We start from the raw sequence: 25,016 nt of genomic DNA on the forward strand, positions 1-25,016 counted from the left end.
GGATGTTTTAGTATCAATGGGGAACGATTATTGCGCGCGGGCGAGGTCGATGGCCGCACTTATCGCATTTCGCGCTTGTGGGCTATTTTTCCAGCAAGTGGTTCGCAGCATACTGGCGACTAAGTTAGCAATATCATCCACTTCGTGTTGGGCAAGTTGTTGCAGTGAACTGATACCAATTTCTTCGAACCGTTTAATTACCGTCGGCCCAACGCCTTTGAGTGCTAATAAGGCTTGTTTTTCTTGTTCATTAAAACCCATAACGAATACTCCTTTATTGTTGGGATTGTGCTCAATTAATAGTACTGGGCAAGATTACCTTTAAACCGAGTTAACAAAAAGGCCCTCGAAGGGCCTGTATAGTCTTTATGAATCAACAATCATCAATAAGTGTTACATATCGCAGGGTTTGAGCGGTTTACGCAACTGGGCGCGCACGTTATCCATGCCTGAGTAAAACTCTTTCATCATCAATAGACCCATCATCTTGCCGTTATCGGTGACGATCAGATTGTCGGGATCTGTTGGGTCGTTTTTGATGGCGCCAATCAGTTTCATCGAGGTCATTTCTTTAAATAAGGCGGTATCTAAATTGACGCCAAAGGTTTCGCGGAAATATTTACGCGATAAACGGCCGGAGAACATGCCCAGCAAAAAGCGATATTGCATCACGTCTTTTTTGCTGTAGTTCTTTTGTTGCTCGACACCCATTTGACCCGCTGCGATGCGTTCTTGGTACTTACGTAGCGAGAAAGTGTTCACATAAAGCGTGTCATTTAAGAAACTAAATGAGCCCGAACCTACCCCTAAGTATTCGTCGTAATCAATAACGTATTCGTCAAACCCTTCGTCATCGGTTTTACCAAATGCCCATGCAGATAATTGATTATATTGACCATTAAGACTGTTTAATATTTGGCGATATTGGTTTGCCATATCCGCTTGCGGCGCCGCTAATTTGCCTTTAACGCTCTTACGGGTTTGATGAGTGATCATCAGCGGATAGGTGGTAATTTGTCTTGGGTCTAAGCGCGATGCCATATCTAAATCGTGCTGGATCACTTCATCGGTTTGGCCGCGGAAACCAAAAATCAGGTCGACGTTGATAATAGGGAACAACTCTTTGGCACCCATGATCTTGTCGAAGGTTTGCTGACCCGTGCCGAATTTATCGAGTCGGTCGGTCATTTTTAAAATATCGTCATTAAAGCTTTGTACGCCGATAGACATGCGATCCACTAAGCCTTTGAGCTGTTTAAAGCCTGGGCTGTCTAAATGCTGCGGATCGGACTCGCAGGAGACTTCTTTAATGCTAGGAAATAGGGTTTTAGCGTGTTCTATGGTGCGGGCTAATTCGTCTTCTAATACCGTGGTGGTACCACCACCAATATACATAGATTCAAAGTCATAGCCGAGGGCCTTGACCATTTCCATCTCTTTACGTAATGAGATGAAGTAGGCACGCGCCTTGTCTTCCTTAAACATAAAACGGTGGAAGGTACAGTAAGAGCACAGGGTATGGCAGAAGGGAATATGTGCGTATAGCATATATTTTTTGCCTTCAACCGGTGCTGGCATCATTTCTGCGGAAAGCGTATCGAGGCGAAGATTCTTATCGACATAGTACTGCATGACCCGTTCCATCGAGCCGAGCATCCAGTTAGGGACGGTAATATTCGCTTGATAAGGCGTTGCGATAGCGCCGTTGAGCGTTTGAATAACTGATGACATAACGATTCCTATCTGAGAGTGCTAACCGTAAACACCGAAATTGCTTTAGGTAATTCACGACCACCTAGCGCAATAAGACTACCTCGTATGTAATTGTTAAAACGTGAACTGGTTATAAGTTACGGTTTCCTAACAAGGAAATCACGGGCTTTTTGTTAAGCAGATCATGTTTTAGTAATCTTAAATACATTTATCGCAAAGCCGCTTTCACAAAATTGGTAGAAGTTTTGAATAGTTAAAACCAGACGTCAGTCGAAATACTGAAAATAATTTATTCAACCATATATCCGTATCTGATTTGCCCTTGTCTATCGGTAAGTGGACTGTCATTATCCAGCACAATAAAAATAACTTATTATTTTTAAAGGCTTACTATGCTATCTAATATGAACAGATTCTTCCCACTACTTGCACTATTAGGGGCATTCGTGGCATATCTGATGCCACATTGGTTTACTGATCTTAAATCCTCCATCGTGCCCCTATTGATGATGATTATGTTATCTATGGGGCTTACTCTAAATCTGCAGGATTTTACTAATGCATTCAAACAGAAACGTGCCGTAGTCACGGGGCTTATATTACAATTCTCTGTGATGCCACTAAGTGCACTACTGATCAGTTTTTTATTAGGATTAGATAGAGATCTCACCATAGGCATGGTGTTAGTAGGTAGCGTTGCAGGTGGCACCGCCTCTAATGTGGTCTGTTACTTAGCAAAAGGGGATGTGGCTTTATCGATAACCATGACGGCATTGTCAACCTTAGCGGGCGTGGTGTTAACACCACTGATTATTAAGCTGTTGGTTGGCGAAATGATCGATATACCCTTCGCAGATATGCTGCTGAGTTTAGTGAAAATGGTGCTGATCCCTGTCAGCGTTGGCGTGATTATCAATCATTTTTTTAAATCGCTGGTGGCTAAAGTCGCTCCTGCATTGCCACTGATTTCTATCTTGGCAATTGTGATGGCGATTACGATTATCGTGGCGTTAAATGCCAATCAGTTTGATAAAGTTGGCCCGATTATTCTGCTTGCCGTGTTCTTACATAATGGCCTTGGTCTCGCCTTAGGCTATTTCTGTTGCCGTTTATTAGGCTTTAACCACACAGTCTGTAAAACTATCTCTATCGAAGTTGGCCTACAAAACTCCGGTCTCGCCACTGCTTTATGTATTAAATTCTTTAGCCCAATCTCAGCCATCCCCAGCGCTATTTTTTCTATATGGCATAACCTGTCAGGCGCTATTCTGGCAAGTTATTGGGCCAATTTTAAAGAGAGCACAAAATCAAATCTATAGCCCGATATAGCAATTAACCTATTGAGAAATTAGTGCTATACCAACCGAGAGGCGTAGATCGCTGGGTTACGGACAACACACGAATAGAGAGCAAACTAGACGCAATCTAACAAATCACAGATGCAAAAAAGCCAGCTTATTCAGCTGGCTTTGTTACATCTTTACAAGATAATTAGGCGCTTGGCGATGACCTACTCTCACATGGGGAGACCCCACACTACCATCGGCGCGATTGCGTTTCACTTCTGAGTTCGGGATGGGATCAGGTGGTTCCACAATGCTATTGTCACCAAGCATATTTGGTTTTAAACAAGACTCGAGAGCGCACTGCGTGCTGCTAGATTCTAGGAACTAAAACCTGCTCTTATCTTATTTAATAATTCGGAAAACTGATTGTTTTTTGAGTCCACACTTCATTAAGTGTTTATATTCTGTCTAAGCTCACTTTGCAGTAAAACCCATCTGGGTTGTATGGTTAAGCCTCTCGAGTCATTAGTACATGTTAGCTCAACGCCTCACAACGCTTACACACCATGCCTATCAACGTCCTAGTCTCGAACGGCTCTTTAGTGGACTTATAGTCCAAGGGATGACTCATCTTGGGGCTCGCTTCCCGCTTAGATGCTTTCAGCGGTTATCGATTCCGAACGTAGCTACCGGGCAATGCCATTGGCATGACAACCCGAACACCAGCGGTTCGTTCACTCCGGTCCTCTCGTACTAGGAGCAACTCCCCTCAATCATCCAACGCCCACGGCAGATAGGGACCGAACTGTCTCACGACGTTCTGAACCCAGCTCGCGTACCACTTTAAATGGCGAACAGCCATACCCTTGGGACCGACTTCAGCCCCAGGATGTGATGAGCCGACATCGAGGTGCCAAACACCGCCGTCGATATGAACTCTTGGGCGGTATCAGCCTGTTATCCCCGGAGTACCTTTTATCCGTTGAGCGATGGCCCTTCCATTCAGAACCACCGGATCACTATGACCTACTTTCGTACCTGCTCGACGTGTATGTCTCGCAGTTAAGCTGGCTTATGCCATTGCACTAACCGTACGATGTCCGACCGTACTTAGCCAACCTTCGTGCTCCTCCGTTACTCTTTGGGAGGAGACCGCCCCAGTCAAACTACCCACCAGGCACTGTCCCTAACCCCGATTAGGGGTCTAGGTTAGAACATCAAAACTACAAGGGTGGTATTTCAAGGACGACTCCATCAGGACTAGCGTCCCAACTTCATAGTCTCCCACCTATCCTACACATGTAGGTTCAATGTTCAGTGCCAAGCTATAGTAAAGGTTCACGGGGTCTTTCCGTCTAGCCGCGGGTATACGGCATCTTCACCGCAATTTCAACTTCACTGAGTCTCGGCTGGAGACAGCGTGGCCATCATTACGCCATTCGTGCAGGTCGGAACTTACCCGACAAGGAATTTCGCTACCTTAGGACCGTTATAGTTACGGCCGCCGTTTACCGGGGCTTCGATCATGAGCTTCTCTTGCGATAACCCAATCAATTAACCTTCCGGCACCGGGCAGGCGTCACACCGTATACTTCCTCTTGCGAGTTTGCACAGTGCTGTGTTTTTGATAAACAGTTGCAGCCACCTGGTATCTGCGACTCCCGTCAGCTTAGAGAGCAAGTCTCATCACCAACAGGAGCGTACCTTCTCCCGAAGTTACGGTACCATTTTGCCTAGTTCCTTCAGCCGAGTTCTCTCAAGCGCCTTGGTATTCTCTACCCGACCACCTGTGTCGGTTTGGGGTACGATTCCCACTAACCTGAAGCTTAGAAGATTTTCCTGGAAGCATGGCATCAACTACTTCAGTCCCTTAGGACCTCGTCATCAGCTCTCAGTGTATAGCAACCCGGATTTGCCTAAGTCACCCACCTACCACCTTAAACGCGGACTACCAACGCCGCGCTAGCCTAGCCTTCTCCGTCTCTCCATCGCAGTTAGCGGAAGTACAGAAATATTAATCTGTTTCCCATCGATTACGCCTTTCGGCCTCACCTTAGGGGTCGACTCACCCTGCCCCGATTAACGTTGGACAGGAACCCTTGGTCTTTCGGCGAGGGGGTTTTTCACCCCCTTTATCGTTACTCATGTCAGCATTCGCACTTCTGATACCTCCAGCGTGGGTTACCCCTTCACCTTCAACGGCTTACAGAACGCTCCTCTACCGCGCAACCCTAATGGGCTGCACCCGTAGCTTCGGTGGTATGTTTAGCCCCGTTACATCTTCCGCGCAGGCCGACTCGACTAGTGAGCTATTACGCTTTCTTTAAATGATGGCTGCTTCTAAGCCAACATCCTAGCTGTCTAAGCCTTCCCACATCGTTTCCCACTTAACATACACTTTGGGACCTTAGCTGACGGTCTGGGTTGTTTCCCTTTTGACGACGGACGTTAGCACCCGCCGTCTGTCTCCCGAGTAGTACTCATTGGTATTCGGAGTTTGCAAAGGGTTGGTAAGTCGGGATGACCCCCTAGCCTTAACAGTGCTCTACCCCCAATGGTATTCGCTCGAGGCGCTACCTAAATAGCTTTCGAGGAGAACCAGATATCTCCCGGTTTGATTGGCCTTTCACCCCCAGCCACAAGTCATCCGCTAATTTTTCAACATTAGTCGGTTCGGTCCTCCAGTTGATGTTACTCAACCTTCAACCTGCCCATGGCTAGATCACCGGGTTTCGGGTCTACACCTTGCAACTAAACGCGCAGTTAACACTCGGTTTCCCTACGGCTCCGCTATTCGCTTAACCTCGCTACAAAATGTAAGTCGCTGACCCATTATACAAAAGGTACGCAGTCACGGTCTCAAGAACCGCTCCCACTGCTTGTACGTATACGGTTTCAGGTTCTATTTCACTCCCCTCACAGGGGTTCTTTTCGCCTTTCCCTCACGGTACTGGTTCACTATCGGTCAGTCAGGAGTATTTAGCCTTGGAGGATGGTCCCCCCATATTCAAACAGGATGTCACGTGTCCCGCCTTACTCGTTTTCATCTACGGTTAGTTTTCGTGTACGGGGCTATCACCCTGTGCCGCTGGACTTTCCAGACCATTCCACTAACACCCCATAGACTTAAGGGCTAATCCCCGTTCGCTCGCCGCTACTAGGGGAATCTCGGTTGATTTCTTTTCCTAAGGGTACTTAGATGTTTCAGTTCCCCTCGTTCGCCTCATGTAGCTATGTATTCACTACATGATGACCGCTTATGCGGCCGGGTTCCCCCATTCGGACATCGTTAGCTCAAATGCTTGTTACTAGCTCGCCAACGCTTTTCGCAAGTTACTACGTCCTTCATCGCCTCTGACTGCCAAGGCATCCACCGTATACGCTTAGTCGCTTAACCATACAACCCAAATGAGTTTCACTTGAATTGTTGCGACCAGCTGGTTTTACTTGTCTCACTTCTGACCAAAGAAGTGGACGCGCCTTAGACTTGAATATTCAAGACACTTAATAAAGTGTTTGAGAACTCAATGTTCAATGCTTTCGCATTAAACTTTTTGTAATTAATCACATGACAGACTCATGCCATTAATTACTATCAGCTTTCCAAATTGTTAAAGAACTACATCGACCTGCTAGAGGGATGTTTCGCTCTACCCGTCCTAAGACAGGATAAACAAGCAATCTGTGTGAACACTCAAAAGGTACACGGATGTACCGAATGTCGAAAATGCAGGAGCATTTTTCGACCAAGCATCGAGCTAGTCGTATAGGTAAGGAGGTGATCCAGCCCCAGGTTCCCCTAGGGCTACCTTGTTACGACTTCACCCCAGTCATGAACCACAAAGTGGTGAGCGCCCCCCCGAAGGTTAAGCTACCCACTTCTTTTGCAGCCCACTCCCATGGTGTGACGGGCGGTGTGTACAAGGCCCGGGAACGTATTCACCGTGGCATTCTGATCCACGATTACTAGCGATTCCGACTTCATGGAGTCGAGTTGCAGACTCCAATCCGGACTACGACGAGCTTTGTGAGATTAGCTCCACCTCGCGGCTTTGCAACCCTCTGTACTCGCCATTGTAGCACGTGTGTAGCCCTACTCGTAAGGGCCATGATGACTTGACGTCGTCCCCACCTTCCTCCGGTTTATCACCGGCAGTCTCCCTAGAGTTCCCACCATTACGTGCTGGCAAATAAGGATAGGGGTTGCGCTCGTTGCGGGACTTAACCCAACATTTCACAACACGAGCTGACGACAGCCATGCAGCACCTGTCTCACAGTTCCCGAAGGCACCAATCCATCTCTGGAAAGTTCTGTGGATGTCAAGAGTAGGTAAGGTTCTTCGCGTTGCATCGAATTAAACCACATGCTCCACCGCTTGTGCGGGCCCCCGTCAATTCATTTGAGTTTTAACCTTGCGGCCGTACTCCCCAGGCGGTCTACTTAATGCGTTAGCTTGAGAGCCCAGTGTTCAAGACACCAAACTCCGAGTAGACATCGTTTACGGCGTGGACTACCAGGGTATCTAATCCTGTTTGCTCCCCACGCTTTCGTGCATGAGCGTCAGTCTTTGTCCAGGGGGCCGCCTTCGCCACCGGTATTCCTCCAGATCTCTACGCATTTCACCGCTACACCTGGAATTCTACCCCCCTCTACAAGACTCTAGTTCGCCAGTTCGAAATGCTATTCCTAGGTTGAGCCCAGGGCTTTCACATCTCGCTTAACAAACCGCCTGCGCACGCTTTACGCCCAGTAATTCCGATTAACGCTCGGACCCTCCGTATTACCGCGGCTGCTGGCACGGAGTTAGCCGGTCCTTCTTCTGTAGGTAACGTCACAGATATAGCGTATTAAACTACACCCTTTCCTCCCTACTGAAAGTGCTTTACAACCCGAAGGCCTTCTTCACACACGCGGCATGGCTGCATCAGGGTTTCCCCCATTGTGCAATATTCCCCACTGCTGCCTCCCGTAGGAGTCTGGGCCGTGTCTCAGTCCCAGTGTGGCTGATCATCCTCTCAGAACAGCTAGGGATCGTCGCCTTGGTGAGCCATTACCTCACCAACTAGCTAATCCCACCTAGGTTCATCCAATCGCGGAAGGCCCGAAGGTCCCCTCCTTTCCCCCGTAGGGCGTATGCGGTATTAGCAGTCGTTTCCAACTGTTATCCCCCTCGACTGGGCAGATCCCTAGGCATTACTCACCCGTCCGCCGCTCGCCACCTCAGGAGTAAACTCCCTTGTGCTGCCGCTCGACTTGCATGTGTTAGGCCTGCCGCCAGCGTTCAATCTGAGCCATGATCAAACTCTTCAATTAAAGTTTTGTTGCTTCCGTCTTGCGACTTCAGCGGCTCAATGAATTCTGATTTTTTGTTTCTCGCACTCCTTATAAAAGAAGCACTGAAACAAACTGTACATATTGCTATGAACACTCATTGTTACATTGATTAATTCTTTGACTGCCAACCCTAAGGCTAAGCAGTTTCGATTAACTCAACACCTGTGAGTGTCCACACAGATTTCTTGTTTTATCTTGTTAAAGAGCAACTCAACCTCGTAAGAGAAGGTGAGTACCACACTGAGCGTCGAACGCTTCCAGTTGGCTAGGGCTGCGTATTCTACGCATTTCCCGTTTCGCGTCAAGGAGTTTTTGCAAACTTTCTTTTCGCTCATCAATCAGTAAACTCATCAATGAACTGTCACATCAAGCAGCTTAACGCCGTCTGCCGTGTCAGTGGATGCGCATTATAGGCAGCGAAACTTTTTCTGCAAGTGCTTTTTTCAGATTTTTATGATTATTTTTCACATAGATTCTTACTCCCAGACTAAGCACAACCTATGCACTTGTTATACCCAAAGTTATCCACATGCGTTGAATTTATACGCAAAACAAGTCATCTAAAGAACAAGGGAAATGGCTTAATTTCGATAAAGATTGAGTGCTAAGGGAGAAAAGAAGCTATAAGCGACGAATTCGGTAATAAAGATATAGAGGAAACAATTGAAGTTAGCCGCTACTTTATACCTATATAAGGTATAAAGTAGCATAACGCGACTATACGCGATTCACTTAGACGTTCTTAGCTGAATTTGTACTTAGCTGGCGTTCCAGAGTAGTTGTCCGCAATCGGTAAGATCATATCCACCTAAAAGGGCAGCCATTTGCCTTGTATGGCCGCTGCTCAACATAGTAAAGAGTTGTTGCAGCTGTCGACGGAAATAAATACTTTGTGGCATAACAAAATCAAAGGACTCCTTCACTAAAGGGACAAAGCTTAAACCACTCTCCAAAGCTACTGACTGGCAACCAAAACCAATGTCAGCGTCACCTCGGGCAATATACCCTGCAAGTTCACGCTCACTATAAGCTGTTAGTAGAACATTGAGCTGATCTAATCGTGCACCTTGTTTTAACAACCAGTGCTCTAAATGCTGTTGACTTCCAGCTCCACCCTGACGACTCACCCATCGCCACGGTAAGCTCACCACTTTATCTTCTTCTTGGCATCTGTGGTGCATATCTGCACGCATGATTAGCCCTTGCTGACGAGAATAACCATGCACCATTATCCACTGCTGATGATTGTTATAGCCTTTTAATAGCGCTGGGTGACGGATATTTCTATCTTCCATACTTCCCCAATGCAATGTGCACACATCAGCATACCCCTTAGCGAGCAACTCTAAGCCTAGACGTGATCCTGTTGCGCTATAGCTAATCAACTCACGGCTACCAACCTGCGACATTAAACGTGCCACAAGCATAGATAATAGTGGATCATCACTGCCCGTAATAAGCAATCTATCAGTGAGCATACCGCTATGGCATGAATCCATCACCCAACGGTCAATCAATACTTTAGGGAATAGCCATTTACCTGTAATTTTCGTAGCCGGTAAAATTCGGTCATTCGCCATGGCGTAGACTTTCTTCTCGTTAAGATCTAAGTACTCGGCTACTTGCTTAGCGCTCATGTAGACCAATTCACTAGCAGATGTCATCTTATATCCTTGTCTCTCAATATCCGTTCTTCGCTGAAATACTGTATTTGTGAGGCTCTAACTCAGGTTACAGGGTCAGAATTCACATCAAATTGTAAATTTTCACTGCCGTGATATACCAAGAAATGACGTCCCTTCGCACGGGCTATAATAGTGATCCCTAATTGTTGAGCGAGTTCTAGTCCCATTTGAGTCACGCCACTGCGCGACAACAATACAGGAATTCCCATCTTGGCTACCTTGATAACCATCTCAGAGGTAAGCCGACCAGTTGTATAAAAAATCTTGTTGTCGCCAGGGTTTTGGCCTAGCCACATATCACCAGCAAGTGTGTCTACCGCATTATGGCGACCAACATCTTCGACAAAGGCCATAATTTGGTCATCCTCACACAAACCACAGCCATGTACGGCACCCGCATTCTTATAGGTTTCATTATATTCATTGATGTTTTTTAGTAGGCTATAAAGAGTGCTTTGTTTGAGACTCGGTGTCGGTAATGTAATGCCTTCAAGATCTTGCATAAAACTTCCGTAAACAGTCCCTTGCCCACAGCCTGAGGTAACGGTTTTTTCAGAGAGTTTGTCATCAAGATCCGCAATTTGTTCACGGGTAATCACTGCAGCAGAATTCACATCCCAATCGACTATTACGGAGTCCAGCAAACTTACATCAGAAATAAAACCTTGGTTTTTAAGATAACCTAGCGCCAATGACTCAGGTTTTGCACCAAGAGTCATCAAAGTGACTATCGGGCGCCAATTTAAATACACAGTTAATGGCCGCTCACAGGCTACAAACTTATCTAGCACTTCCCCAGCTTCATTAACCGCCTTAACTGCTATAGTGAGAGGAACTTCTGCTTGAGTTTTCACAAAAGTAAACGGATGTTTAATCTGTAAATTTGTATTAGTTGCTATCGAACTTTTCGCTGTAATCGTACTGTTATCAGAAATCATAATCTTACCGCTTAACGAGTGATAACCAGAGCATAGCAATATTTATACCTAGGCATGAAAGAAGGGCTAAAATGCGTGATCTATCGCAATTCGAATTTTCTATTTGGGCGTTAATGTCCCATGCAAAATAACAAACTGGACAAAATGTCCAACAACAACACTCATTTTGATGATCTACTTCAAACTTATTCCCCATGTTTACTGGCATTAATATTGCAGTGACCTTTTATCGCAATTTGTTGGTAACATCGATCCGATCCGCAAAACAACGAATCGCCCACCAACACAGTTGAAACGGAGAGACAATGCAACATACAACAAGTGTTTGGCCTATGTACGTTTCACTCAAAAAAGTAGAGACACAGGTAGGCCGCTGGACCTCAGTTAAATGGGAAATAGATCATTTACTTCCCGCGACCCATGAAGCCCCCGATGGTGCAACATTAGTCTTACTTAAGTTGCACAAAGACGAACGAGCTAGCTATCGCATCAATCTAGACATGGACAATGCGATGTTGTTCCTCGTCTGTGATGAAATGGCAGATGGTACATGGGTACCCGCTTTACTCTCGGCAGACCAAAATGTTGCAGCAGGTTGTCTTGAAGGAAATACACCTGTACTTAATATATTAATGCCAGAAGCCATCGCCTGTTGGATTGAAGCCTTCATCACCCAATACGGTGAAGTCGAAATTTCGGCCCATCGCCGTCGACATGTCGATGGGCGTAACAATCAAGGCCCTAGTAGCGATCCATTACGGAGGAACTAATGGCTGATAATACTCAAAAAATAAGTGGACTTTTTAGTCGCTGGACTCAACGCCGTGAGCAAGTGGCTGCTGAGGAAGCATTAGAAACCAAAAAGATACAGGATGTTATCGAGGATGTACCTAGCGACACCGAAGTTGCCTCGACTAACGCAACCACAGCATCCCCTTCACCTGAAATTGAACATCAATCACAGGAAGACCCTAACCGCATATTAACTGCGGAGGATTTACCTAACCCTGAAGAAATTGAAATTGGAGGAAGTTTTGCCAGTTTCATGGCTGCCAATGTCGACCCAGCCGTTAAAACCGCAGCCCTTCGCGCACTGTGGAAGCAACCGCATTTCAATGAGATTGATGGTCTTTTGGAGTATGCACTCGACTATAGCAATCAAACTAAACTCACTCCTGAAGTCTCAGCCGAACTCGCTAAAAAGGTGTTCCGCTATATGACTAAGGACAACGAAGATTCAGACGAAGAAGCTACCTTAGTGAAAAACGAGCTGAATGCTATACCAGAAACAGCGATGGGATCAGACAACGAGATCGAAACCGAATTGGCAGCAAAACCGTTAACGGACAATTTGGATGGGGAGATTGATGACCTACCCCAAAATGCACCAGAGCTTTCAGCTCAAGTTCATCCCCGAGTTGTTTAACGTCAGTTTAGCTAATTTTAATGTCCACAACCTTGGTATGTGAATTGCTGTATAGCGCAGTAAAAGCTTAGATAAAAGCAGAAAAGGCAATGACTTACTTACTACCAACCGCCTAAATCTGCTCCAATACAGCAAAAAATAGAACAGCCCAAGTACTGTTCAGGAACGCAATGTGAGCACTTATTTGATGACCAATCAAACCCAGCATGCGCTAAAACAAGCGCGGCAAAATGTATTAGCGCAGACTCAGATTTTGCAGAATCTGATCCCGCCAACGGTAAGCTATACCACCGAAGGCACAGTGCTAATTATCGGCCCAGAGGATCTCGCTCGCCTCGCTGCGGACAAATTGTCCACTATGGCAAATCGAGTGATTTTGGCCAATGAAGCCATTACCAGCCAAGACGAAGCGCACCTAGAGCGTGTTATGGCTGCGGCGACTAATGTTGAAAGTTACTACAATAAACTGATTGGAATTAAAGGTTTTTTAGGCCAATTCCAAGTCAGCGTTGAGCATCAAAATGGCGCTGCTGAACTTAGTTTAGTATCCATCAGAAAACCTCATTTTGATTTAGTGCTCGATTTAAGCAGCACACCTTGTTTAAATTTAGAGATGCTTCCTCCTGGCTACTTCTATGTCGGTCAGGATACCGCCAAACTCGAAGATGCATTAACACAAATTCCAGAACTGGTCGGCCAATTCGACAAGCCTCGTTACGTAAAAATTAATCCGGATCTATGCGCTCACAACCGTAATGACATCAATGGTTGTAATCGGTGTCTCAACTTCTGCCCTGCTGACGCGATTAGCAGCGTCGCTAAGAAAATTGAAATCGATCCTTACCTGTGCCACGGTGCGGGTAGCTGTACCAGTGCCTGCCCAACAGGTGCTATCAGCTACGACTTACCGACACCCCAAGCCTTATCGTCTTATTTAAATAAAATCATTAGCCGTTTTCGTGAACAAGCCCAAACAGCTCCTGTGATTTTATTCCATGATAATGCGACTGGTGCCGACTTCATATCGGAGGATTTGGCTGGAGATATTCTTCCCGTTGCCCTTGAAGAAATTACAGTTGCAAGCCTCGATCACTGGCTTTCTGCACTCGCTTGGGGCGCGCGCCAAGCGCTTATTCTCAACACAGAAGCGACTGCGCCAACACTCACGCAAATGCTCAAAGGTGAACTTACACTAGCCAATAGCATTTTAGATGAAATGGGTCAGCCACAACGTATTAGCCTTATCGATCCAAGCATGGTAACTCATTTAGAATCGATGCTTGATATCAGCTTAGATTGGCCAATCATAGTACCGGCGGCATTTGTATCGACAACTAAGCGCGATACCCTGTTTGAGGCAATAGACCACCTCAATAGCCAAGCGGGTGAAATTGATACTTGTCTGAGCATGAATAACATTCCCTACGGCAAAGTGAGCGTCAATGTAGAGAAATGCACCTTATGCATGTCCTGCGTAGCAATTTGCCCAACGATGTCATTACAGGATGGTGGTGACAAACCTGCGCTACACTTCATTGAACAAAACTGTGTGCAATGTGGTTTATGTGAAGCGGCTTGCCCTGAAAAAGTGATTAGCCTCACCCCACAAATCAATTTTGATAAAGCTGCACGTCAGCAACAACACACCCTGAAAGAAGAAGCCCCCTTCGAATGTATTCGTTGCGGCTCTCCTTTTGCGACCCAATCTATGGTGCATCGGATGCTGGATATGGTCGGCGCGCATAGCGCATTTTCAGCCAATATTGAACGCCTGAAAATGTGTGGCGACTGCCGGGTAAAAGACATGTTTGAAGACATTCTTCAAGATCCTGAAAAGCAACTGCGATAAGAGATCCGTTATGACCGAATCCGTAAGACAAGTATCAGAAAACGATCAGTTGAGAGCCGATATTTATCAACTGCTGGCAGCGCTATTACGCCGCCATCCTAGCCCTGAATTACTGCACTTTTTGGCCAATCTTGAAATCGATGCCAATGAAGATAATGCAATGACCAAAGCTTGGCTGTCACTGCAGCTCGCGGCGCAGCAGTTCCGCAGTGAACAGCTAGAAGATGAGTATTTTGCCTTATTCCTCGGCGTGGGTTGTGGTGAGATCCTGCCCTATGGCAGTTGGTTTATGACCGGCTCATTAATGGATAAACCATTAGCACTGTTGCGCCAAGATTTAATGCAGCTCGGTTTTGAGCGGGAAGAAAACGTCAAGGAGCCTGAAGATCACGTGGCTGCGCTATGTGAAGTCATGGGCACATTGATCCTTGAGGCCCCAGGTTATCGTCAACTTGCGTTCTACCAACGCCATATTGGCAGCTGGATTGGTCGGTTCTGCGACAATTTAACTAAGGCCCCAAGTGCGGCGTTTTACGCCACGGTTGCACAACTGGCAAAAGCCTTTTTCGAAATGGAAGCCAATGCATTTGAGCAATTGAGCCTAGATATTCCAGTGAATTGCCCAGGCAGTGCCGACTTACAACCGGCCACCAATGATGCAGAAAAGCAAGTGGAATTAGTAAATTAAGATCAAGGTGCCTACACAATAGTGGAATAGGCATTGATGAGTTCTGTAAGCGAAGGAGAATCTGATTCACCTTCGCCACAATAGATGAAGCCGAGGCTTCTACAATAACCGAGGTGGTTGTCTTTTATGCCACTTTATTCAGTAACACAAGGAGACACTATGAAGAAGCAAGCTTCCGACATGGGCCGTCGTCAATTGCTTAAAGCATTGGCACTCGGCAGTGCGGCAGGTGCGGTAGCCACTGTTAGCGGTCAGGCATTAGCCGCAGCGCCAACGGTTGAACCTATCGAGCCAAAGAGCGAGAACTACCGTGAAACCGACCATATTCGTCATTACTATGCGTCGCTTAAAAACTAAAATAGAGGAGAGTGTGTGATGCGATTAACCCGCAAAACAGATCAGGTTGTCGAGCCTAAAGCATCGACCCTGGGTCTCAATCGTCGCCAATTCTTAAAATCGGCAGGTCTTGCCACTGGTGGTATCGCCGCAGCTTCAATGCTGGGTACAGGCATGATGCGTAAAGCAGAAGCCAAAGATATCCCTCACAACGTTCCAACCGAAGTTAAACGTACCATTTGTTCTCACTGTGCTGTGGGCTGTGGTATCTATGCTGAAGTACAAAACGGTGTGTGGACAGGTCAAGAACCCGCATTCGATCACCCATTCAACGCCGGCGGCCACTGTGCTAAAGGTGCAGCACTGCGTGAGCATGGTCATGGTGAAAAACGCCTGAAATACCCAATGAAGTTAGAAGGCGGAAAATGGAAAAAGATCTCTTGGGATCAAGCCATTAATGAAGTAGGCGATAAAATGGCCTCTATTCGTCAAGAATCTGGCCCAGACTCTATCTACTTCATGGGTAGTGCCAAGTTCTCAAACGAACAAGCTTATTTATATCGCAAATTTGCGGCACTGTGGGGAACGAACAACGTCGACCATTCAGCCCGTATTTGTCACTCTACCACGGTAGCTGGTGTTGCTAACACTTGGGGCTACGGTGCGCAAACCAACTCAATCAACGATATTCGTAACTCTAAGTGCATTATGTTTATTGGGGCAAACCCCAGTGAAGCACACCCAGTTGCCATGCAGCATATTTTGATTGGTAAAGAACGTGGTGCCAAAATCATCGTAGTTGATCCACGTTTCACCCGTACTGCAGCTAAGTCTGACGAGTACGTGCATATCCGTCCTGGTACAGATATTCCCTTCATTTATGGTCTGTTATGGCACATATTCGAAAACGGCTGGGAAGATAAAGAGTTTATCAAGCACCGCGTTTACGGTATGGATCGCATCCGCGAAGAAGTGAAAAAGTACACCCCAGAAGAAGTTGAAAATGTGGTGGGCGTACCTAAAGCCCAAATGTATCGTGTTGCCAAGATGATGGCTGAAACTAAACCTGGCACCATTGTTTGGTGTATGGGTGGTACGCAGCATCACGTCGGTAACTCGAACACCCGTTCATACTGCATGTTACAACTCGCTTTAGGTAACATGGGTGTTCCTGGCGGCGGTACTAACATTTTCCGTGGCCACGATAACGTACAAGGTGCAACCGACTTTGGTTTGTTATTTGATAACTTACCCGGTTATTACGGTTTAACTACCGCCGCATGGGATCACTGGGCCAATGTATGGGATCTCGATCCTAAATGGGTCTCAAGCCGTTTCGACCAAGGTGAATACTTAGGTCAAACACCACAAACTTCAACAGGTATCCCATGCTCTCGTTGGCACGATGGCGTGTTAGAAGATAAAACCAAGATAGCGCAGAAAGACAATATTCGTCTGGCGTTCTTCTGGGGACAATCTGTCAACACTGAAACCCGTGGCCGCGAAGTGCGTGAAGCACTGAACAAAATGGATACCGTCGTTGTTGTCGATCCATTCCCAACGATGGCAGGTGTAATGCACCAACGTCAAGATGGTGTTTATCTGCTGCCTGCTGCAACCCAGTTTGAAACCTATGGTTCTATCTCTGCAACCAACCGCTCAGTTCAGTGGCGCTCTAAGGTAATAGAGCCGCTGTTCGAATCACTGCCAGATCATGTGATCATGTGCAAACTCGCTAAGAAAGTGGGTATTGATAAAGAGTTGTTCAAACAAATCAAAGTCAATGGTGATGAGCCTTTGATTGAAGATATTACCCGTGAATTTAACAAAGGTATGTGGACTATCGGTTACACCGGACAAAGCCCAGAACGTTTAAAAATGCACCAAGAAAACTGGGGCACTTTTGATGCTGACAGCTTAGAAGCTCCAGGCGGTCCAGCCAAAGGTGAGACCTATGGTTTACCTTGGCCTTGTTGGGGGACACCAGAGATGAAACATCCTGGAACCCAAATTCTGTATAACGAAGCCAAGCATGTTAAAGACGGCGGCGGTAACTTCCGCGCTCGTTATGGTGTTGAGCATGAAGGCAATAATATTCTTGCTGAAGGGACTTACTCTAAAGGCAGTGAGATCCAAGATGGTTATCCTGAATTTACCGCCGATATGCTTAAGCAATTAGGTTGGTGGGATGACCTAACAGCAGACGAGAAAAAACACGCCGAAGGCAAAAACTGGAAAACGGATATTTCTGGCGGTATCCAACGTGTTGCTATCAAACACGGCTGTATCCCTTACGGTAACGCTAAAGCTCGTTGTATTGTCTGGACATTCCCTGACGATATTCCACGCCACCGCGAACCACTTTACACGCCTCGTCGTGACTTAGTTGCTAAATACCCAACCTACGAAGACCGTATGGTTGCGCGTCTACCGACGCTGTATAAGTCAATTCAAGACAAGGATTTTGCTAAAGACTTCCCACTGGCACTCACATCAGGCCGTCTAGTGGAATACGAAGGTGGTGGTGAAGAATCCCGTTCTAACCCTTGGTTAGCTGAACTACAACAAGAAATGTTCATCGAAATGAACCCTGCTGATGCAGCGGATCGCGGTATTCGTGACGGTGATAATGTTTTTGTTCATGGTCCAGAAGGCGCCAAAATCACGGTTAAGGCAATGGTAACACCACGCGTAATTGCTGGTGAATGTTTTATGCCATACCACTTTGCAGGGGTGTTTGAAGGTGAAAGTCTCGCGAAAAACTATCCAGAAGGCACAGTGCCTTATGTGATAGGCGAATCCGCAAACACCATTTTAACTTATGGCTACGATGTTGTGACTCAGATGCAAGAAACTAAGTCCAGCCTCTGCCAAATTAGCAAAGCCTAACCTACTTGATGAGGAGATAAGCCATTATGGCAGTCATGAAATTTCTATGTGACACCAAACGCTGCATCGAGTGTAACGGTTGCGTCACTGCATGTAAGAACGAAAACGATTCCGCTCTCGAGTGGGGTATTCAACGTCGCCGCGTGGTGACAATTAACGATGGTCAACCCGGTGAAGCATCGATTTCAGTGGCATGTATGCACTGTACCGATGCGCCATGTATGGCCGTGTGTCCAGCAGATTGCTTCTACAGAACCGATGACGGCATAGTACTGCACAACAAAGATACCTGTATCGGTTGTGGTTACTGCTTCTATGCTTGCCCATTTGGTGCACCGCAATTCCCGAAAAAGACTGCTTTTGGTAGCCGCGGCAAAATGGATAAGTGTACTTTCTGTGCCGGTGGCCCAGAAGAAACCTTCTCCGAAGCCGAGCGTAAAAAATACGGTGCAAACCGTATTGCTGAAGGCAAATTACCTATGTGTGCGGAGCTTTGCGCAACCAAAGCACTGCTTGCTGGTGATGCGGGAGTGGTATCTAACATCTACCGTGAACGTATGGCCTCCCGTGGCAATCCTAACGTGATTTGGGGCTATAACCCAAAAACCGGTGAGATAAACTAAGCAGAGCGAGGGTTAGGGAGTCATCCCTAACCTCTGGCAAGGAGTGACAATGTTAAACAAACAGTTAAACAAATCACTGCGTAGTCTGTTTGCTCTGTTAGTGCTAGTCATGGGATTGGGATTGGGTTCAGTAATGAGCTCAAGTCCAGTTCAAGCAAGTGATCAGCAATCGAGTCAACAACAGGCGAAAGCGCAAACCAGCGATGCCGACCTTTGGCGTGCGGTAAAAGCGGGCGATGCCGGCTATACCACTGCAAAAGGTGTCGAAACTGGGGTGTTGATTAACGTTGCCGGTAACCAAGGAAAAGAACTGAGGAATGAATACTTAACTCCCGTGATGGCGCTAGCTGTGACTGGAGTATTTGGTGCTTTCTTAGTGTTTTATTTGGTGAATGGTCCTTCAAAACTTAGCCATGGCTTTTCGGGTAAGTTAGTAGCTCGTTGGTCTAAAGCGGATCTATGGATCCACTGGATAATGGCAACAAGCTGCTTAGCACTGATGTTTACAGGCTTAACCATTATGTTGGGACGGCATGTAATACAACCTCTGCTTGGGCCCGACCTATGGGCGCCATTGATCTACGGCAGTAAAACGATTCACGATTGGGCGGGTCCCGTCTTTATCGTGGCTTGGGCGTTCTGCGTGGTGAAATGGATGCCGCTTCAAACCTTTAAGATGTATGATCTAAAATGGTTTTTAGTCGTCGGTGGTTATATCAACTTTGGCCCATTCAAAGGTAAACATCCTGACAGTGGTTTTGCCAACGCTGGTGAAAAAATGTGGTTCTGGACACTGACCTTATTCGGTCTATTTATCAGTGTTTCCGGCATCATGTTAGTCTTACCCGGCTTAGACTTACCCCGTGAAGCCTCAATGGCAGCACTACTGATCCACGCTATCAGTGCAGTCATCCTAATTGCCTTTACCATAGTGCATATTTGGATGGCGACGGTACTCAGTGAAGGCGGTATGGAGTGTATGGTGTCAGGTTACTGTGATGAAAACTGGGCAATCCAGCACCACAACCTCTGGTATGACGAGATCAAAGCTAACGGCAGCTTAAAATATAAAGACTAGGTAAAACGCAGCTTTTTTTACCACTAAAAACACCCCTTTTTACGGGGTGTTTTTTTATCCCGCTCAAAATACACCACAAAAAATCAACAATTTACATAATAGTAACACACAGCATTCATTTATGATTTGAGTGAACTTTACACTCCAAACTATGAGCAAGTTAACGCTTTTAGATAACCATGTGCTATTTCAAGTCCGCAAACTGTTCTAGATCAATTCCCCGCACAATCGTTCCCACTATATTGCCGCCACGCGCGATGATTACCAGCGAACAGGATGATTTCATTATCATTTTCACTTCTAATCTTCACTTTTTGCTAACAAATTTTATGACAACGAAAAGTCGCGCAATTCCAATAAACATAAACCCTAATTTCAGGAGTCAGCATGAAGCAGCAACCCAGCGATTTATCTCGCCGCTCTTTGCTTAAAGCGCTCACCGTTGGAAGTGTAGCGGGTGCCGCTATTGCCGCAACGGGCATAAGCGTGGCACAAGCCAACGAAAGCAGCACGGTAACCGAAAAGAAATCAAATGGTTACCACGAAACTGCGCATATCACTAGCTATTACGATAGCCTGCGCAGCTAATCTAGGAGAAGTCAGCGATGAAGTTAACTCGCAAGTCCAATATCGCCCCAGTGGCAGACAAACCGACACTCGGCATTAGCCGTCGTCAATTTATGAAGCAAGCTGGTATTGCTACTGGTGGTATTGCTGCAGCCTCACTAATGGGTACTGGCATGATGCGCCGCGTCGAAGCCAAAGAAGTACCACATGATGCGCCAATCGAAGTAAAACGTACTATTTGTAGTGCCTGCGCAGTAGGTTGTGGTTTGTATGCCGAAGTACAAAACGGTGTTTGGACAGGTCAAGAACCCGCATTCGATCACCCATTCAATGCCGGCGGCCACTGCGCTAAAGGTGCGGCACTGCGTGAGCATGGTCACGGTGAAAAACGCCTGAAATACCCAATGAAATTGGTTGATGGCAAGTGGAAAAAAATCTCTTGGGAAGATGCCATTAACGAAGTGGGCGATCAAATGCTCAATATTCGTAAAGAGTCAGGCCCAGACTCAGTGTACTTCATGGGGAGCGCTAAGTTTTCTAACGAAGGTTGCTACATGTACCGCAAGTTAGCGGCGATGTGGGGCACAAACAATATCGACCACTCTGCTCGTATTTGTCACTCTACCACGGTAGCTGGTGTTGCTAACACTTGGGGCTACGGTGCGCAAACTAACTCTTTCAACGATATCCAGAACGCCAATGCCATCTTCCTGATCGGGGCAAACCCTGCGGAAGCACATCCGGTTTCTATGCAACATATTCTGATCGCGAAAGAAAGAAACAACGCGAAAATCATCGTCGTTGACCCACGTTTCTCTCGCACTGCTGCGCATTCAGACTTGCATTGTGCAATTCGCCCAGGCACTGATATTCCGTTTATCTACGGTATGTTATGGCACATTTTTGAAAATGGTTGGGAAGATAAAACCTTTATCAAGCACCGCGTATTCGAGATGGAAAGTATCCGTGCTGAAGTGAAGAAGTTCCCACCTAAAGAAGTCGAAAACATCACTGGCGTGAGCGAAGCCGATGTCTATCAAGCCGCTAAATTAATGGCTGATAACCGTCCTGGCACGGTAATTTGGTGTATGGGTGGTACTCAGCATCACGTCGGTAACGCGAACACCCGTGCTTATTGTATTCTGCAATTAGCACTGGGCAATATGGGCGTGTCAGGCGGCGGTACTAACATTTTCCGTGGTCACGATAACGTACAAGGCGCCACTGACTTAGGTTTGTTATTTGATAACTTACCCGGTTACTACGGTTTAACCTCTGCAGCATGGAGTCACTGGACCCATGTGTGGGATCTGGACATGGAATGGGTGAAAGGTCGATTCGATCAAACCGCCTACCTTGGCAAAGATCCAATGACGACACCGGGTATTCCTTGTTCTCGTTGGCACGATGGCGTGTTAGAAGATAAGAGCAAGTTAGCGCAGAAAGACAATATCCGTATGGCGTTTTTCTGGGGACAATCGGTCAACACCGAAACCCGTCAGCGTGAAGTGCGTGATGCCCTAGACAAGATGGACACAGTAGTGGTTGTCGACCCATTCCCAACAATGGCGGGCGTTATGCACCGTCGTAAGAATGGTGTATATCTGCTGCCTGCAGCAACTCAGTTTGAGACTCAAGGTTCAGTGTCTAACTCAGGCCGTTCAATCCAATGGCGTGAGCAGGTTATCCAACCGTTATTCGAGTCAAAAACCGACATCGAAATCATGTACCGTTTAGCGCAAAAACTCGGCATTGACGAGCAGTACACTAAACGCATAGCCAAAGAAAACGGCTTACCCGTGATCGAAGACATTACCCGCGAAATCAACCGCGGTATGTGGACTATCGGTATGACAGGTCAAAGCCCTGAGCGTATCAAGTTGCACACCCAAAACTGGGGCACCTTCAGCAACAAAACGCTCGAAGCCGCAGGCGGCCCAGCGAAGGGCGAAACCTACGGTCTACCTTGGCCATGTTGGGGTACACCAGAAGCGAAACACCCGGGTACTCAAATTCTGTATAACCAAGCCAAACACGTGAAAGACGGCGGTGGTAACTTCCGTGCTCGTTATGGTGTTGAATACAACGGCCAAAGCATTTTAGCCGACGGCACTTACTCTAAGGGTGCGGAAATCAAAGACGGTTATCCTGAATTTACTGCCGATATGCTCAAGCAATTGGGTTGGTGGGATGATCTGACCGCCGAGGAAAAAGCCGAAGCCGATGGTAAAAACTGGAAGACTGACCTGTCAGGCGGTATTGTGCGCGTGGCAATCAAACACGGCTGTATCCCCTTTGGTAATGCTAAAGCCCGTTGTATTGTTTGGACTTTCCCTGACCAAGTGCCTGTACACCGTGAACCGTTATACACAGCACGTCGTGACTTAGTGGCGAAATACCCAACCTATGACGATATGCAAGTACACCGTCTACCCACATTGTATAAGTCAATCCAAGAAAAGGATTTAAGCGGTAAGTACCCACTGGTACTGACCTCTGGTCGCTTGGTTGAATACGAAGGTGGTGGTGAGGAATCTCGTTCTAACCCATGGCTAGCTGAACTTCAGCAGGAAATGTTTGTTGAAATTAACCCTGCCGACGCTGCCGATCGCGGTATTCGTAACGGAGAAAATGTCTGGTTAGAAGGTGCCGAAGGTGGCCGTATTAAGGTGCAAGCTATGGTAACGCCTCGCGTTAAGCCAGGCGTGACCTTTATGCCGTACCACTTTGCGGGTGTGATGCACGGTGAGAGTTTAGCGCCGAACTATCCAGAAGGCACTGTACCTTATGTTATCGGTGAGTCTTGTAACACTGCGCTGACCTATGGATACGATCCTGTGACACAAATGCAGGAAACCAAAGCGTCACTCTGTCAGATCGTTAAAGCGTAAGTGCAGCTTAAGCTAGGAGAATTGCCATTATGGCTACTATGAAATTTTTGTGTGATACCAAGCGCTGCATCGAATGTAACGGTTGTGTCACAGCCTGTAAAAACGAAAACGACTCCGCTCTCGAGTGGGGGATCCAACGCCGCCGCGTAGTCACAATCAATGACGGTCAACGTGGTGAAGCATCCATCTCTGTCGCTTGTATGCATTGCTCAGACGCACCCTGTATGGCAGTTTGTCCAGCAAACTGTTTCTACAGAACCGATGACGGCATAGTGCTACATAATAAAGATGCTTGTATTGGTTGCGGTTATTGCTTGTACGCTTGTCCATTTGGCGCACCACAGTTCCCGAAAAAAGGTGCCTTTGGTAGTCGCGGTAAGATGGATAAATGTACATTCTGTGCCGGTGGCCCAGAAGAAAACCACTCAGATGCTGAACGCCAAAAATACGGTGCAAACCGTATTGCCGAAGGCAAGCTACCTATGTGTGCAGAACTGTGTGCCACTAAAGCCCTGTTAGCGGGTGATGCTGAAGTGGTTTCAAGCATCTTCCGTGAGCGTATGGCTTACCGTGGTGCTAAAAACGCGGCTTGGAATTAATTCAGGTCAACAGGATCTGTCCATAGACTTAGCTTAGCGCCTACTTAGGTGGGCGCGACTAAGTGAGAGAGGATGTATGATGAACAAATGGTTCAAACACATAGGCTTAGCCATAGCACTGCTATTTAGTGCTGTGTGTATAGCCAATGGTGGTGATGAACTGGCGACTCAAGTTCAACAGTCTGATGCCCAAATTTGGGCGCAACTGAAGGATGGCGCCACGGGATACACTACCTCACAAAGTGAGTTTCATGCCCAGCCAATCAATACCTATGATTTACGAGTATTGGAGTTACGTAGCGACTGGTTAGCACCCGCCTTAATGGCAGCACTATTCGGTATGATTATTATCTTTGTCTTATTTATCAAGGTGAATGGCATTTCTAAGCTACACCATGGTTTTTCAGGCAAGTTAGTGCATCGCTGGTCTAAGTTTGATGTTTCAATCCACTGGTTAGGCGCGATTCCGTGCTTACTGTTGATTTTAACTGGCTTAACCTTACTGGCAGGTCGTTTCTTCTTCCAACCTTGGTTAAGTGCTGGGATCTGGGAAGCCATTGTCTACGGTGCTAAGCAAATCCATGATGTGATGGCGATTCCCTTCATGATAGGTTGGGCATTGATGACCACACTATGGGCGAAAAACCAGCTACCTAAAATGTACGATGTGAAGTGGTTTATGGTGGTTGGTGGTTACATCAACTTCGGACCATTCAAAGGTAAGCACCCTGACGCAGGCTTTGCTAACGCAGGTGAAAAAATGTGGTTCTGGGCATTTGCCCTGTTCGGGTTGATTATCTCTGCATCAGGTATGCTGTTACTCTTCCCTAACCTGTTCGAACCTAGCCGTACATTAAGCTTAATCGCCCTGGTACTGCACTCAGTGAGTGCTATCGTGATCTGTGCTTTCTCTATCGTGCACATCTTTATGGCAACAGTGATGTCAGAAGGCGGTATGGAATGTATGGTGTCTGGCTACTGTGATGAGAACTGGGCAACCCAACACCACAACCTGTGGTATGACGAAATTAAAGCTAACGGCACGTTAAAATATAAAGAGTGATGCTTGTTAGCTCTACGATAAAAAGAAACCCTCTGTGAGTGATCACAGAG

General features: G+C 46.7%; 17 protein-coding genes and 3 rRNA genes. 13 read left to right on the forward strand and 7 right to left on the reverse strand.

Annotated elements, in window-relative coordinates; genetic code table 11:
• Positions 1–27: 27 nt before the first annotated feature.
• Together JEZ96_RS18395 and JEZ96_RS18400 are read right to left on the reverse strand one after the other, a co-directional pair.
• The gene (locus tag JEZ96_RS18395; protein WP_011787794.1) at positions 28–261 is read right to left on the reverse strand and encodes a hypothetical protein; all 234 of its coding nucleotides are present in this window, start codon (positions 259–261) and stop codon (positions 28–30) included.
• Between the two features lie 132 nt (positions 262–393).
• Positions 394–1,731, reverse strand: a complete 1,338-nt coding sequence (locus JEZ96_RS18400) for a coproporphyrinogen III oxidase family protein (RefSeq protein ID WP_025008660.1) — start codon at positions 1,729–1,731, stop codon at positions 394–396.
• A 374-nt stretch (positions 1,732–2,105) separates the two neighbouring features.
• On the opposite strand from JEZ96_RS18400, the gene JEZ96_RS18405 reads away from it, so the two are divergent.
• Positions 2,106–3,032, forward strand: coding sequence for a bile acid:sodium symporter family protein (locus JEZ96_RS18405; protein ID WP_061783260.1), 927 nt, complete (start codon positions 2,106–2,108; stop codon positions 3,030–3,032).
• A gap of 178 nt (positions 3,033–3,210) precedes the next feature.
• Here the strand turns inward: JEZ96_RS18405 and rrf are convergent.
• The 5 genes from rrf to JEZ96_RS18430 form a co-directional block, all read right to left on the reverse strand.
• Positions 3,211–3,326, reverse strand: a 5S ribosomal RNA gene (gene rrf / locus JEZ96_RS18410).
• A 177-nt stretch (positions 3,327–3,503) separates the two neighbouring features.
• A 23S ribosomal RNA gene (locus tag JEZ96_RS18415) occupies positions 3,504–6,396 on the reverse strand.
• 374 nt (positions 6,397–6,770) lie between these two features.
• Positions 6,771–8,313: ribosomal RNA gene (locus tag JEZ96_RS18420) — 16S ribosomal RNA — on the reverse strand.
• Together the 16S, 23S and 5S rRNA genes form the textbook arrangement of a ribosomal RNA operon.
• A 779-nt stretch (positions 8,314–9,092) precedes the next feature.
• The gene (locus JEZ96_RS18425; protein ID WP_025008001.1) at positions 9,093–9,998 is read right to left on the reverse strand and encodes a helix-turn-helix transcriptional regulator; all 906 of its coding nucleotides are present in this window, start codon (positions 9,996–9,998) and stop codon (positions 9,093–9,095) included.
• Positions 9,999–10,060: 62 nt separating this feature from the next.
• Positions 10,061–10,957: a formate dehydrogenase accessory sulfurtransferase FdhD gene (locus JEZ96_RS18430; RefSeq protein WP_061783468.1), complete on the reverse strand. Its 897-nt coding sequence runs from the start codon at positions 10,955–10,957 to the stop codon at positions 10,061–10,063.
• A gap of 305 nt (positions 10,958–11,262) precedes the next feature.
• Here JEZ96_RS18430 and JEZ96_RS18435 point away from each other — a divergent pair, with 305 nt between their 5' ends.
• The 12 genes from JEZ96_RS18435 (at position 11,263) to JEZ96_RS18490 (ending at position 24,966) form a co-directional block, all read left to right on the forward strand.
• Entirely contained in the window at positions 11,263–11,727 is a 465-nt protein-coding gene (locus tag JEZ96_RS18435; RefSeq protein ID WP_198779829.1) for a DUF3305 domain-containing protein, read from the forward strand.
• Positions 11,727–12,383 carry a DUF3306 domain-containing protein gene (locus JEZ96_RS18440; protein ID WP_011918463.1) on the forward strand — a complete coding sequence of 219 codons (657 nt, stop codon included), beginning with the start codon at positions 11,727–11,729 and terminating at the stop codon, positions 12,381–12,383. Before JEZ96_RS18435 ends, JEZ96_RS18440 begins: the two co-directional genes overlap by 1 nt.
• A 187-nt stretch (positions 12,384–12,570) precedes the next feature.
• Positions 12,571–14,232, forward strand: coding sequence for a 4Fe-4S binding protein (locus JEZ96_RS18445; protein ID WP_025007999.1), 1,662 nt, complete (start codon positions 12,571–12,573; stop codon positions 14,230–14,232).
• A 10-nt stretch (positions 14,233–14,242) separates the two neighbouring features.
• Positions 14,243–14,920, forward strand: a complete 678-nt coding sequence (locus JEZ96_RS18450) for a TorD/DmsD family molecular chaperone (protein WP_011791096.1) — start codon at positions 14,243–14,245, stop codon at positions 14,918–14,920.
• 159 nt (positions 14,921–15,079) lie between these two features.
• Positions 15,080–15,277, forward strand: a complete 198-nt coding sequence (locus tag JEZ96_RS18455; protein WP_014611737.1) for a twin-arginine translocation signal domain-containing protein — start codon at positions 15,080–15,082, stop codon at positions 15,275–15,277.
• Positions 15,278–15,295: 18 nt separating this feature from the next.
• Positions 15,296–18,145, forward strand: a complete 2,850-nt coding sequence (locus tag JEZ96_RS18460; protein WP_011791098.1) for a molybdopterin-dependent oxidoreductase — start codon at positions 15,296–15,298, stop codon at positions 18,143–18,145.
• A 26-nt stretch (positions 18,146–18,171) separates the two neighbouring features.
• Positions 18,172–18,768, forward strand: coding sequence for a formate dehydrogenase FDH3 subunit beta (gene fdh3B / locus JEZ96_RS18465; RefSeq protein WP_011791099.1), 597 nt, complete (start codon positions 18,172–18,174; stop codon positions 18,766–18,768).
• 49 nt (positions 18,769–18,817) lie between these two features.
• Positions 18,818–19,846: a formate dehydrogenase subunit gamma gene (locus JEZ96_RS18470; RefSeq protein WP_011791100.1), complete on the forward strand. Its 1,029-nt coding sequence runs from the start codon at positions 18,818–18,820 to the stop codon at positions 19,844–19,846.
• A 387-nt stretch (positions 19,847–20,233) separates the two neighbouring features.
• Positions 20,234–20,434 carry a twin-arginine translocation signal domain-containing protein gene (locus tag JEZ96_RS18475; RefSeq protein WP_025007998.1) on the forward strand — a complete coding sequence of 67 codons (201 nt, stop codon included), beginning with the start codon at positions 20,234–20,236 and terminating at the stop codon, positions 20,432–20,434.
• A gap of 17 nt (positions 20,435–20,451) precedes the next feature.
• Complete coding sequence (locus JEZ96_RS18480) at positions 20,452–23,304, forward strand: molybdopterin-dependent oxidoreductase (RefSeq protein ID WP_025007997.1); 2,853 nt, start codon at positions 20,452–20,454, stop codon at positions 23,302–23,304.
• 29 nt (positions 23,305–23,333) lie between these two features.
• On the forward strand, positions 23,334–23,903 hold the full coding sequence (fdh3B, locus tag JEZ96_RS18485) for a formate dehydrogenase FDH3 subunit beta (protein WP_011791103.1): 570 nt from the start codon (positions 23,334–23,336) through the stop codon (positions 23,901–23,903).
• Positions 23,904–23,982: 79 nt separating this feature from the next.
• Positions 23,983–24,966, forward strand: coding sequence for a formate dehydrogenase subunit gamma (locus JEZ96_RS18490; protein WP_011791104.1), 984 nt, complete (start codon positions 23,983–23,985; stop codon positions 24,964–24,966).
• Positions 24,967–25,016 lie beyond the last annotated feature (50 nt).

It is taken from the genome of Shewanella putrefaciens (assembly GCF_016406325.1).
GTDB lineage: Bacteria > Pseudomonadota > Gammaproteobacteria > Enterobacterales > Shewanellaceae > Shewanella > Shewanella putrefaciens.